10 protein-coding genes, 1 pseudogene and 1 other annotated feature are annotated in these 14,005 nt (G+C 32.0%); all 11 genes and pseudogenes read right to left on the bottom strand.

What is annotated here, in order from left to right; translation table 11 throughout:
• Window positions 1-112 precede the first annotated feature (112 nt).
• Window positions 113-1,210 carry a glycerol dehydrogenase gene (locus tag CPAL_RS01860; protein ID WP_106023998.1) on the bottom strand — a complete coding sequence of 366 codons (1,098 nt, stop codon included), beginning with the start codon at window positions 1,208-1,210 and terminating at the stop codon, window positions 113-115.
• A gap of 232 nt (window positions 1,211-1,442) precedes the next feature.
• Window positions 1,443-2,816, bottom strand: coding sequence for a transglutaminase domain-containing protein (locus CPAL_RS01855; RefSeq protein WP_106023997.1), 1,374 nt, complete (start codon window positions 2,814-2,816; stop codon window positions 1,443-1,445).
• A 259-nt stretch (window positions 2,817-3,075) separates the two neighbouring features.
• On the bottom strand, window positions 3,076-3,939 hold the full coding sequence (locus tag CPAL_RS01850; RefSeq protein WP_106023996.1) for a HAMP domain-containing sensor histidine kinase: 864 nt from the start codon (window positions 3,937-3,939) through the stop codon (window positions 3,076-3,078).
• A gap of 143 nt (window positions 3,940-4,082) precedes the next feature.
• Window positions 4,083-4,910 (bottom strand): nucleotidyltransferase domain-containing protein, encoded by an 828-nt coding sequence (locus tag CPAL_RS01840; protein ID WP_106023995.1) that lies wholly within the window; start codon window positions 4,908-4,910, stop codon window positions 4,083-4,085.
• 513 nt (window positions 4,911-5,423) lie between these two features.
• Window positions 5,424-6,167: an amino acid ABC transporter ATP-binding protein gene (locus tag CPAL_RS01835; RefSeq protein ID WP_061857575.1), complete on the bottom strand. Its 744-nt coding sequence runs from the start codon at window positions 6,165-6,167 to the stop codon at window positions 5,424-5,426.
• A gap of 57 nt (window positions 6,168-6,224) precedes the next feature.
• Window positions 6,225-6,908, bottom strand: a complete 684-nt coding sequence (locus CPAL_RS01830) for an amino acid ABC transporter permease (RefSeq protein ID WP_061857576.1) — start codon at window positions 6,906-6,908, stop codon at window positions 6,225-6,227.
• A 12-nt stretch (window positions 6,909-6,920) separates the two neighbouring features.
• Complete coding sequence (locus CPAL_RS01825; protein WP_061857577.1) at window positions 6,921-7,739, bottom strand: amino acid ABC transporter substrate-binding protein; 819 nt, start codon at window positions 7,737-7,739, stop codon at window positions 6,921-6,923.
• 11 nt (window positions 7,740-7,750) lie between these two features.
• Window positions 7,751-8,890, bottom strand: coding sequence for a bifunctional cystathionine gamma-lyase/homocysteine desulfhydrase (locus CPAL_RS01820; RefSeq protein WP_061857607.1), 1,140 nt, complete (start codon window positions 8,888-8,890; stop codon window positions 7,751-7,753).
• 111 nt (window positions 8,891-9,001) lie between these two features.
• Window positions 9,002-9,249, bottom strand: a binding site (T-box leader).
• A 152-nt stretch (window positions 9,250-9,401) separates the two neighbouring features.
• Entirely contained in the window at window positions 9,402-10,565 is a 1,164-nt protein-coding gene (locus tag CPAL_RS01815; protein WP_061857608.1) for a MerR family transcriptional regulator, read from the bottom strand.
• A 256-nt stretch (window positions 10,566-10,821) separates the two neighbouring features.
• The gene (locus tag CPAL_RS01810) at window positions 10,822-12,771 is read right to left on the bottom strand and encodes an ABC transporter ATP-binding protein (RefSeq protein ID WP_207644341.1); all 1,950 of its coding nucleotides are present in this window, start codon (window positions 12,769-12,771) and stop codon (window positions 10,822-10,824) included.
• Window positions 12,710-13,891, bottom strand: a pseudogene (locus tag CPAL_RS01805) (ABC transporter ATP-binding protein); the annotation flags it as partial. The gene CPAL_RS01810 and the pseudogene CPAL_RS01805, both read right to left, overlap by 62 nt.
• Window positions 13,892-14,005 lie beyond the last annotated feature (114 nt).

Raw genomic sequence — 14,005 nt, 5'->3', positions numbered from 1 at the left:
CTTAGGTAAGCGAATCCCAAAATATAATTTTCTACAATCTATTTAGAAAACTTTCTAAATAGATTGTAGAATTAGGAAAATCAACGATCCCACTAACTATGGCATCTATTATTTACTTGTTAAAATACTCTCTCCCTAACAAGTCTGCTGTTAGTAGAGCATCATATAATTGATCTGGTGTTACATCTCCTGCCATGTGATGTATTGTTTCACCCTCGATGCATGCCTTTTCAGCAGCAATACAAACTCTTGTTACATCAGTTACTCCAACTTCCTCTAGTGTAATTGGAAGGCCTACACTATAGCAAAAGTCCATTACTTCCTTTATTTCTTCCTTTGGAGCATTTTCTAAAATTAATTGAGCAATAGTACCAAAGGCAACCAATGAACCATGCATAGTAGATTCACATTCTGGTAATGCAGTGAATCCATTGTATATAGAATGAGCTGCTGCTAGTCCACCATTATCAGCACCAACACCACTTAAATATGTGTTAGCTTCTATAATTGCTTCAAGTGCTGGAGTTACTAAATGGTTTTCGCAAGCTAACTTTGCTTGATAGCCACATTTAATTAGTGTTTTATAGCATAGCTCACAAAGGGCCATAGCAGATAATGCTATTCCTCCATTTTCTAAGCTTGGTGAATCAGTTCTTACACAAGCTCTTGCTTCAAAATAAGTACCAAGTGCATCTCCCATTCCAGCAACTAAAAATTTTACTGGGGCATTAGCAATAATCTCAGAATCAACTATAACTGCTTCTGGGTTTCTTGGGTAAAATAAATAAGTATCAAATGTACCGTCATTATTATAAATAACTGAAAGACCAGTACATGGTGCATCAGTTGCACATACAGTAGGTACAATTACTACTGGACAATTTTCATAATATGCAGTTGCTTTAGCAGTATCAATTGCTGAACCGCCGCCAACTCCTACAACAACATCGATTTTATCTTCTTTAACAATTTCTCTCATCTTTTCAATTTCAGAATTAGAACTAATTCCACCAAAAATCTCAAAACGCAGCTTTGCATCTGTTCCCTCAAAACTCTTTTTTATCTTTTCAGAGCAATTTTTGTATCCACTGTTACTGCAAATAAATAAGAAATTATTTCCCAAGTCTTTTGTTTCATCATAAAAATTAAATAAAGCACCTTTTCCTTGTACGTATTTTAATGGAGCACGTAGCATTTTTATAACTGACATAATATATACCCTCTTCCCATAAATATTGTTAATTCATTAACAATACTATTATACATCTTATGATATAATATTTCAAACTTTTTTCTAGTATAGGAATTTTTTTTATTAAATAAGCTCAATATTTTAATAATATTAAAATAATTGATTTTGTGTAAAAATATACCCCCTAATATAGGGAGGCGTTATAATATCTTATTTTTATGTCAAACTCTCTATAGAGAATATATTCTTTCTAATTGATAATAAAATCTTCAAAATCGTTTTGTTCATATGGTACTAACATCAGATTAACCGTTTTATTTCCTGAACTAACATCTTGTGGAGTCCCACTTGGATAGTCTGTACTCATTGCACCATTTTTATAATATATAATTTCTGGTTCTTGTCCTTCTGGATATGTTATTCCTCCACGTGGATCTGTATTCTCCCTATAGTATGCATATGATTTATACTTATTTTCAACATTTGTTAGTAATCGATACCCTAATATATAACCCATACTAAAATTAGGTACTATTATTGAGTATTCTGCTGAATTACAACCTTTTGATATTATTACTCTTGTTCCTCCTTTATAATAACTTTCATAATCATCAGTTTTCTCTAGTGAATCAGCAATAACTTCTACAGTAATGTCTTTATCAGCTATATCTCCATTAGGAAGTGTAACTATACCACTTATAATTCTACTAGGATTATCCAATGAAATATTATTTTTTTTACAATATAAATAATTATTATAAGTATATTTTACATTATTACATACAGGACTCATAGTTCTATCCCATGAATGATCAAGTTCCATTTCATAATCCGTAAGATTAAAATAACTATGATTTTGTATTAGTCCTGATGAACTCGTAGTATCATCCCAAGTTGCATCTAAATGATACCAACTTCCATCTATCTTAACTAGATTCCATGCATGATTCATCTCGCGCCCTACTATTATAATAGACTCTATTCCTGCTTTATTCAAAAGAAGAGCCATAGCTTCAGAATAACCTTCACATACACCTATACCTTTTATCAATACTCCATATGCAGTATAGCTATCATCAGGTATTGTATTGTTAATATAATTAATAAAATCATATTCAGTATGTGCAACTACATAATCATGTAATGCTAATTCTTTTTCAAAATCAGTCATTCCCGGTTTTATAACACTTGCTATTATTTCATCTGCTTTTTTCATCGTAACATCATCTACAATATTCATATAATATTTTGGCTGATACCCTTCTACATAAAAAGCAAATTCTGTGCCCTTATTCAAGCATTTTCCATTACTTGATTTAATATTTGAATCTACATATAAAGTATATTTTTTACTTGTTTCATAGCCGTTTTTAGGTGGATTTACTATAATACTCTTTTTATCTTGTCCTAAACCTAAAGTAATATCTACATATTGTCCTTTAGAATCTCTTACTTTAATATTTTCTTTTGCTGAATCAAATGAAATTTCTTGATTAAAAGTGATTTTTAATTCTTTGATTGGATATATTTTTTTAATATCAGTTGATTCAGCAGCTTTTGCATCTACATGTACAAACACTATAAATAAAAAAATAATTGAAATTTTTATTAACTTTTTAAGCATATTATTTTTCCTCCATTTTAATTTTAAGTATTATTATACAATATTTTGTATTAATTTTGAATATTTTTTAAATAATAAACTAAACCATATATATATTTAATGAAATCATATACCATCCTAATAGTTGAGTTTAAAATATAAAAAACCCGCCACTCAAGAAAGGGCAAGTTTTCTCTTACTATTCAATTATAAAGTGTTGAAAAACAAGTCAGTATAATATCTTCTAAACAATATTTGTATATTACAATGTTTTATACATTTAAAAGTATAAACTGCCAAAAGGAGATTTTATTTCTAACTGAAACCAAAAGATCGATCCTTTTCCAATTTCTGATTCCACACCATATTCAGCGCCGTGAAGCTCAAAAATCTTTTTCACGATGGAAAGCCCAAGTCCTGTTCCTGTTATTGCCCGTTTATGCTTTTTATCAACTTTATAATATCTATCCCAAATATAAGGAATATTTTCCGGTGAAATGCCATCGCCATGATCATGAACTTCAATTCGTACACTATTTTGCACCCTGTTTTGTTTTACAACAATATGCTTGTCATCTGTGCTGTAATTAACAGCATTAGTAAGCAAATTATATAAAGCCTGTGTAATTTTTGCTTCATCCGCTATGACATATACATCTTCAGAATGTTGAAACTCAATAGAATAGCCGTCATTTCTCAAAAGCTCTGAAAGACGTGCAACTGTTTCGTAAATACTTTCAGTAAGGTTATATTTATGCATATGAAGCTCCATTGTTCCAGTTTCAAGCTTAGATACATCGAGAATATCATTTACAAGAGAAGAAAGCCTTTTTGTTTCCGACATGATGGTGTGAATCTGTGTTGTGGTGATTTCATCTGGAAAATCCTGCATCATTTCGGCATAACTATAAATTAAGGCAAGAGGTGTTCTTAAATCATGTGATATATTTGCAATAAGTTCCCGCCGCAACTCATCAACCTTTGAAAGCTCGATTGCAGTAGAATTAAGGGTATCGGAAAGCTCTTTTACCTCTAAGTATCCTTTTCCATTAAAATCCGCATTGTAGTTACCCTTAGAAAGTTTTTTAGCTCCGTCATTTAAACGTACAATTGGCTTGCATTTACAAGGTGTAATCATAGCCATATTTGCGTTAGGTGCTCTCCAATATATGTCAAAATTTTATTCATATTACTTAATGAATCCATCAAACGACCTCCTTCCATTATCAATATTATCAAAGGATGTGTTTACTCACTTGACAATCTGTGCATAATATAGTCGATTTATTAATTTATTTTTGATACAATCTGCTTCACTTCATCATAAAGCTTCCCAGTCATGTCGTAGCATTCAATAAGGGAAAGACCAAGCATCTCAAAAATACGATTAACCTTTTGCACATATTTTCTAGGTTTATATTCAAAAGTTTCAATCAGTTTTATAGCTTTCTTTTCATTGATACAGTAAGCGTTATTACATGCAAATAGCACTTGATTTAAGCAGGAAATAATACGAAAAACATGACCTGCAATATAATATCTATCCTCTGCTCTTAAATTTGCCTTTACAAACATTAAAGAGAATCCTGCTTCAAACATAAAAAAGTCAACTAATTTTTCCCTCAAAGCAGCTGGATAAGTTTCTGCCTGTTTTTTTAATTTCCATAAGCTTTCATTCTTAGCATATAATATTTTGCTAATGGCTAATTCTCCACGATACATGGCATTTATATATCCATGAGGATGCCCTGCCTGATAATTAGCAGTAAAAATTCCTTGCTCCGTATCTTTTATTACTTGTTTCACTCGTCTTATATCGCGTAAAATTATATCTACATGATAACCGTCTATGACTAACCATCCGCCACCATTAACCCAATAACCCCATGCTCCGGGAGGTACAACTAAGTTGCTTCTATGCTCGTCATCCAACTCTGTTGCAAGTTGATTAATAGCCTTTAAATCAAAGTTTTGTGAATCGTAGTAGATACCAATATCTATATCCGAATCTTCCGTATGAGTACCTCTTGCACGTGAACCACCTAATACAATACCTTCTATATAAGGCAGAGAAGATAATTTCTCTGCTACTGATTTAATAATATTATCTACCATACAAACACGCTCCATTTATTACTTATATTTGTTATATCTATTTTAAGTCGTTGATGCTATTTTAAAATTTTATTTTTGTATTTTTCAGCTTGCTAAGTTCTTCTATAGCTTTATAGTCAGTGGCTCCCATATAGGAAGTGGTAATAATTCTTATTTTAATACTGATGACATATAACTGGTTAATATAGTTTTAGCTTATTCTACGTATATAGTTTCTTTTTTAAGAAGATACTTGTCTAAATCTAATTCTCTTAATTTATTTTTAAGCTTCTCGCATATGACCTGTTCATAAATTCCTTCTTTTATCATTGATAGTATGCCTCCTGCTTACATAAGCTTTATGTAATATGTATTATATGATTATTTTATCATATTTCAGGAATTTAAACCTTTTTTTATATTTATACATTAATAATAAAAATTTAAATTTTATGCAAGCAAAAAAACTTCTGCCTCTATGTTTAGAGGCAGAAGTAAAATTCTGCGGTTCTACTTTAATTACCAAAACATAATCTAGTGATCTAATACACTTAAAAACTGCTTTAAGCGTTCGTTATTTTTATCCTCAAATATTTTCTTTGGAGTACCACTAGCAGCAATTAAACCATTTTCCATAAATATAACCTTTTGAGCTGCTTCTCTAGCGAAACTCATTTGATGAGTAACTACCACCATTGTCATTCCTTCTTTAGAAAGCTCTTTCATTACTTTTAGCACCTCTGCAGCTAACTCTGGATCTAAAGCTGATGTAGGTTCATCAAAAAGCAGAACCTGTGGTCCCATAGCCATAGCTCGAGCAATAGCAACCCTTTGCTGCTGCCCTCCCGAAAGCTGATAAGGATATGTCTCACTTTTTTCTTGAAGCCCAACCTTTTCTAAAAGCTTAAGTCCCTTTTGTCGAGCTTCTTCCTTTGAACGTTTTAGTACCGTTACTTGTCCCTCCATAATATTTTCAATAACTGTCATATGAGGGAACAGATAAAATCCTTGAAATACCATTCCAGTCTGCTTTCGCAAGGCAACTACTTCACTATTAGTAACTTTCTTATTTCCATCAAAAATAAGTTCATTTTTTCCTATTGAAATGGAACCTTTATCGGGAATTTCTAATAAGTTCATGCAGCGAAGAAGAGTAGTTTTCCCAGAACCTGATGGTCCAATAATCACTGCAGTTTCTCCTTTATTAATCTGTAAGTCTATACCTTTTAAAATTTCGTTATCACCAAAACTTTTGTGTAAGTTTTTAATATTTATCATAAATTCTCCTCCTGGACTTATTAATATAAACAAAGGCTAATGATATTTATCTATGATTTACCTGGCCACATATCGTTGAAGTCTTTTTTCTATTTTTTGCTGAAGCATTGATAATACTGTACAGAACATAAGATAAATAAGTGCCGCTTCACAGTAAAGCCAAAGAGGTTCATAAGTTGAAGCTACTATTTGCTGAGCAACTTGAAACATTTCAGTAACAGTTATTGCAGCAGCAAGTGAAGTGTCTTTAACAAGACTAATAAAAGAGTTAGCTAATGGTGGTATGGAAACTCTAGCTGCCTGAGGTATGATTACTCTACGTAGTGCCTGACTATTAGTCATTCCTATAGAATATGCTGCTTCCCACTGTCCTCTAGGTATAGATAAAATCGCAGCTCTTATAGTTTCAGAGTTATACGCTCCTACGCTTAATGTAAAACCTATTATTCCAGCTGTTAAAGCATTTAATGTTATGCCTGCTGCAGGAAGTCCATAAAATATGATAAACAATTGTACAAGTAATGGAGTTCCTCTTATAACCCAAACGTAAAACTTTGCTATTAACACTAATGGCTTAAAATTTGATATTCTTGCCAAAGCCGTAGCCAAGGCAAGAATTAAACCTAATATAAAAGATACAAGAGTCAATGGGATTGTGTATTGTAATCCCGCCTTTAATAATGGCAAAAATGAGCTTTTAAGTATGTGTATTATTCTTAATGTATTTTCATCAAAATTCATATTATCACCACACTATTTTGACACATCAGTACCAAACCATTTTTCAGAAATTTTCAAATAAGTTCCATCAGCTTTCATATCAGCAAGTGCCTTATTCACTGCATCAACTAATTCCTTGTTTCCTTTATTAAATAGAACAGCACTTTGTTCTGCATTATCATACTCTGCAACAACTTTTATTGGTACATCTGGTTTTTGTTTTTTCATATCCAAATATGATAAATTATCATTAATTGTAGCATCCACTCTCTTTGAAGTTATTAAGTCAATAGACTGATTAAATCCATCAGATTGAACAATATTAGCACCATACTTTCTAGCAATATCTGCAAGATTACTTGTTAAAGTTTGAGCAGATTTTTTACCCTTTAAATCCTCAAAACCTTTAATATCTTGGTTATCATTTCTAACAATTAAAACTGCTTTTGATACTATATAAGGGGTTGAAAAATCGTATTTTGCTTGACGATCAGGATTAATTGAAACTTGATTTACAACAGCATCAAATCTTTTTGCATCTAATCCTGCGAACATACCATCCCATTTTGTTTCAATAAATTGAACTTTTACTCCAAGACGTTTTGCTATTTCATTGGCTATATCCACATCAAAACCTGTTAAATTTCCATTACTATCATGAAAGGTAAAGGGAGCATAGGTTCCCTCAGTACCTATACGGATAACACCATTACTTTTAATTGTCTGTAATAAATTATTGTTTGCAATTTGTGCCCCTTTATTATCAGCTTGTTTATTATTTGATGCACATCCAGTAATCCCTAAAGCCAAAGCTAAAGTTAATAAAGCTCCAATAAATAATCTTCTTTTCATTTTAATTCCTCCTATTTTTGGGTTAATGCATTTTCTATATCTCTTATTAAATCATTTGTATTTTCTATTCCTACAGATAACCTAATTAAATTATCTACAATGCCAACTTTTTGTCTCAATTCATAAGGTATAGAAGCGTGTGTCATTGAAGCTGGATGGCATACAAGTGATTCCACACCTCCTAAACTTTCACCAAGAGTTATCATTTCAAGATTTTCAACGAATTTCTTATAATCATATCCTTCTTTAATAACAAAGGATATCATTCCACCGAATCCTTTAGCTTGTCTTTTTTGTATCTCATGTCCTGGATGGCTCTCAAAACCTGGATAATAAACTTTCTCTATTTCTTTTCTACTATTTAAAAATTCAGCAATTACTTTAGCATTTAAATTATGTCTATCCATTCTAACTGCTAAAGTCTTTATTCCTCTTATTAGCAAGAAGGAATCAAATGGTGACAATACCCCACCAGTTGAGTTTTGTATGAAATGCAATCTTTCTGCCAATTCCTTACTGTTTACAACTACTAGTCCTGATACAACGTCACTGTGGCCACCTAGATATTTAGTGGCACTATGAATAACTATATCTGCTCCTAAAGAAATTGGTTTTTGAAGATATGGAGTCATAAAAGTGTTATCCACTATTGTATAAATGTTGTTCTCTTTAGCTATCTTTGCAACTTCTTTAATATCAGTTATATCCATTAATGGATTTGTAGGAGTTTCTATAAAAATCGCTTTTACTTTTTCGTCAATGGCATTTTTTATCTCTTCCAATCTTGTGGTATTGACTATGCTGTAACTTATTCCAAAATGATTAAATACCTTGTCCAAAACTCTAAATGTTCCGCCGTATAAATTATTAGGTATAAGAATTTTGTCACCTGCTTTAAATAAGGATAACACTGATGTTGTAGCTGCCATACCTGAAGCAAAAGCAAAACCAGCATATCCATTCTCTAAATCCGCAATAAGCTTCTCTAGCGCTTCTCTAGTTGGGTTCCCTGTTCTTGAATATTCATAGCCTTTAGTAACTCCAAATTTAGATTGTTTATAAGTAGAAGTTTGATAAATAGGTACATTTACTGCGCCAGTATGTTCATCTCCATCTATTCCTCCATGTATTAATAATGATTCAATTTCCATTACTATCCCTCCGATTTTTATAATTTTAAAATGAGTATTACTAAAATTCCTAAGCATATGCCGAAAATAAAAATCTAGATTTTTATTTAACAAAAAACTTCCCCCTCTAAACATAGAGGCAGAAGTTTTATTCCGCGGTTCCACTCTAATTACTAAAGGTATAAAATACCTTAGCATCTTATTAAATCAGATACTGACATATCCTAACGCTTTAACGGGCGTACCCGCTGCCGTCTACTAAATTTCGAAGCAGTGCTCAAAGATGCATTCACATAAGTTACACTGAAGATCCTTTTCAGCCTTGAGGATCCCTCTCTGTCAGTTTATCTTATGCTACTATTTCTTGTCATAGCATTTTTATTCCCTAGTAAATTTATAGGAATACTTTGTTTAATAATAATATATATCATTTTCCCATTTTTGTCAACACGTTATTTTACATAACTCTTTGCCAACATCTTTGTATGTTAAAATTTTATAAGACTTATGATTATCAATACATCGTGTCAAATTACTTGTTATTTTCAGCATAAAACTTTATGGCTTCTCCAATAAATTTAGATGAACCATCGCCATATTTATTATCTATTACTTTTATTAAAATAGGCTCAGACAAATACTGTTCTGCTTGATAGCTCCAAAAATTTTCTCCAACCTCTATTTTTAAAGCTTCATTCTGCTTTTGTGTTTCATCTACTATTTCAGATACGATTTCTTGAATTTCCTCCGATAAGGGATCTTTACTTAAGTCATCTGTAAGTTTTTTATGCAGTGTTTCTAATTTAGGTTCATAATCTCCTAAATAAATTTTTAAAGCTTTTCCAATAAATTTAGATGCACCGCTTCCGTATTTTTTATCAACTTCTTGTATCCAGGCAGGAAATAATAAATAAGTCTTCACCATAAAATACCAATAATCATCTCCCATATTATTTTTAAAGACTTCATAATCCTTTTTAGCTATATTAGTTATTTCACCAGCAATTTTTTGAACCTCCTTTGAGTAAGGATCTTTATTTAAATCAGCTGTAAGTTTCTTATATAGGTTTCTTAACTTAGGATGATTGTCATTAAGACAGTCTCTTTTAAACTGATCTATCTGTTCAGATCTGGTTATTACTATGTCATTATTTAAATTCGCCTTTACAATTTCAGTATATTTTCTTATACTTCCATATTCTTTTATGGCCATTTTAGCAATATTGGCCTCTCTAGCTTTCATTTTTTCAATATACTCATTATATTTATCTATGCTTCCATAAATTTTAATTATTTTATCTGCATTTTCTTTTTTATACTTTTCTAATATATTAAAAAATTCAGTCATATCAAATTCTTTAAAGCTCACATTATTCTCTCCTTTTAAAGTTTTATTTATAAGCTCTATTAAGCCATTCAATCTATCGCGTTTTATAATAAGTAACTTTTTTTGATTCTCCAAAGCCTGCATTTTATCAAAATTAGGATTTATCATGATTTCTTTAATTTCTTTTAGTGGTATATCCAGCTCTTTGAAAAATAAAATCTGTTGCAAAATTACAAGGGCTTCATCATCATAAAGCCTATAACCTGCCTTTGTAATTGCACTTGGCTTCAACAGTCCTATTTGATCATAGTAATGTAGCATACGTACACTGACTCCTGTTAAGTCCGAAACTTGTTTTACTGTTCTCATAAACTCACCTTCAACTTTCATTTTAGAGCTTCAATACTCTCTTATACTCTGCTAGCACGAGTTTTATCAGCATTGTTAACTCCTGAACTTTATATTACACTATGACATAATGTTAGGGTCAATGCCTTAAAAAAGACTAGTTTTAAAATAGTAATAAAAATTATATATTTTCAAGAGATGTCACACTAATAAAAAAGTGTGTAACATAGGCTTATTACCTTATTGTCACACACTTCTTCAATAAAAAATATTATATTTACTCTAGCTCAAATGCACCAGTATATAATTGATAATACTGACCTTTTTTAGCTAGCAACTCCTCATGATTGCCACGTTCAATAATGCGTCCATGATCCAGTACTATGATAACATCGGAGTTCTTAACTGTAGACAAACGATGAGCAATTACAAATACTGTCCTTCCTTTCATGAGAGCATCCATTCCATGCTGAACATTGGCTTCAGTTCTTGTATCAATAGAGGATGTCGCTTCATCTAAAATCATAACCGGAGGATCTGCAACAGCCGCTCTGGCAATAGAAATTAACTGTCTCTGTCCTTGGGATAGGTTTGCACCATTTTCAGTAATCATAGTATGATAACCATCTGGCAAACGACAAATGAAATCATCTGCACCTACAAGCTTTGCGGCCGCAATACATTCTTCATCGGTTGCATTCAGTCTACCATAACGTATATTATCCATTACAGTACCGGTAAAAAGATTGGTATCCTGTAAAACCATGCCAATGGCACGACGAAGATCCGGTTTTTTGATTTTATTGATATTAATGCCATCATAACGGATTTTTCCATCAGCAATATCATAAAAACGATTAAGCAAATTTGTAATAGTTGTCTTTCCAGCACCGGTTGCACCAACGAAGGCTACTTTTTGCCCTGGTTTTGCGTAAAGGCTAATATCGTGTAAAATGGTTTTTCCAGGTTCATATGCAAAGTCAACATTGAATAGTCGTACGTCACCAGCTAATTTGGTGTAAGTTATAGAGCCATCACTGCTGTGAGGATGCTTCCAAGCCCAAACTTCTGTTCTCTCTTTACATTCAATTAACTCACCATTTTCCTCACGAACATTTACTAAGGTAACATATCCGTTGTCTTGCTCCGGTTCTTCATCAATCAAATCATATATTCTCTGTGCTCCAGCAATCCCCATAACAACAGCATTTATCTGGTGAGACACCTGATTAATATTTCCAGCAAACTGTTTTGTCATATTTAGGAATGGAACAACAATACTAATTCCCATAGCAAGTCCTGAAATACTTAAATTTGGAACATCGGTAATCAATAAAGCACCACCCGCAATTGCAACAATAACATATAATACATTACCAATATTATTTAAAATCGGGCCTAATATATTAGCATATTGGTTTGCTGCTCTCGCATCGTCAAATAACGCTTCATTAAGCTTATCAAAATCTGCTTTGCTTTCATCTTCATGACAGAATACTTTGATTACCTTTTGTCCATTCATCATTTCTTCTACAAAACCTTCCAGATGACCAAGAGCCTTCTGCTGCTTAATAAAAAATTTTGCAGAACCACCGCCAAGTTTTTTTGTAATAAAAAGCATTATAGCCACACCAATAACGACAACAAGCGTTAGCCATATGCAATAATACATCATAATGCCAAACACAGTAATTACTGTAATGGCAGATACCATAAGCTGCGGAAAACTCTGAGATATCATCTGTCGTAATGTATCAATATCATTTGTATAATAGCTCATGATATCGCCGTGATTATTTGTGTCTACATATTTAATTGGCAATGTTTGCATCCTGTTAAACATTTTTATACGGAACTTTTTCAAAGTTCCTTGAGTAATAATTGCCATCATCTGATTATATGCAATACTGCTAATAAGAGATAACACATAAAATACTGCTAATATAACAACAAAATGTAATATCTTTTCTCTTACCGCATTCCAGTCACCGGCTTGCCAACTTTTTTCCACAACAGCAATAACGTTCTGCATAAATACAGCAGGAATAGAGCTTATAGCTGCGTTAAATATGATACATAAAATTATAACTGGAAACATTATGGGATAAAACTCAAATATATCTTTGAATAAACGAAAGATGATCGATCTTTTATTTTTAGTATGATTAATTTTCACTTTGATCACCTGCCTTATTTTGAGAATAGTATATTTCTCGATAAATATCATTTTCAATTAATAATTGTTCATGGGTTCCGATGCCTTTAATGTAACCTCCATCCATAACTATTATTTTATCCGCATCCTCAACAGAAGCTGTTCTCTGTGCAATAATTATTTTGGTTGTCTCTGGAATATATTCGTGAAATGCCTTACGAATTTTGGCATCTGTCTTAGTGTCCACAGCACTTGTAGAATCGTCAAGAATTAATATCTTTGGCTTCTTAAGCAATGCTCTTGCAATACAAAGCCTTTGCTTTTGACCTCCTGATAAATTGGCTCCACCTTGCTCTACATATGTATCATAGCCCATTGGAAATTGATTGATGAATTCATCGGCACAAGCAAGTTTGCAAGCCTCAACTAATTCTTCGTCAGTTGCATACTTATTTCCCCAACGGAGATTTTCCTTAATAGTTCCTGAGAATAAAATATTTTTCTGTAATACCACAGCGACTTGATTTCTAAGGCTATCTAAATCATAATTTTTTACATCTATACCTCCTACTTTTACAACTCCTTCAGTTGCATCATATAAACGTGGAATTAGCTGAATAAGTGATGATTTTGAAGATCCTGTTCCTCCTATAATTCCAATTGTTTCGCCAGATTTTATATGTAAATTTATATTAGACAAAACCATTCTCTCCGCTTTTTCGGAATACTTGAAGCTAACATTTTCAAATGAAATTGAACCATCCTTAACTGTATATATTGGATTTTCAGGATTTGTTAATGTACTTTTTTCATTTAATACTTCAACTATACGCTTAGCAGATTCACCAGCCAAAGTAACCATAACAAACACCATTGAAAGCATCATAAGGCTGCTTAAAATCATAAAATTATATGTTAATATAGCCGAAAACTGTCCGATATCAAATTCTAACCCTTTACTAGTTATAATAGTATAGGAGCCAAAAGATAAAACAAAAACCATAACTACATACAAACAAAATTGCATTAACGGTCCATTAAAAGCTAAAATACGTTCTGCCCTTGTAAAATCAGCACATACATCCTCAGCTGCTGCCTCAAATTTTTTCTGCTCATAATCTTCACGAACAAAAGATTTTACCACGCGCATTCCTTTAATATTTTCTTGAATTGACCTATTGGTGTTAGTATATTAGTGTAGACACAAAAAGCCGAACACCTTAAAATATAAAAAGGGAAGGAAGTGTCTACAATGGCAAAAGGGCAAAAGTATTATACAGAAGAATTTAGAAAGACAATTGTAGAG

Source organism: Clostridium thermopalmarium DSM 5974, assembly GCF_002995795.1.
GTDB lineage: Bacteria > Bacillota > Clostridia > Clostridiales > Clostridiaceae > Clostridium_H > Clostridium_H thermopalmarium.
This window is presented reverse-complemented; position numbering and strand designations above follow the sequence as displayed.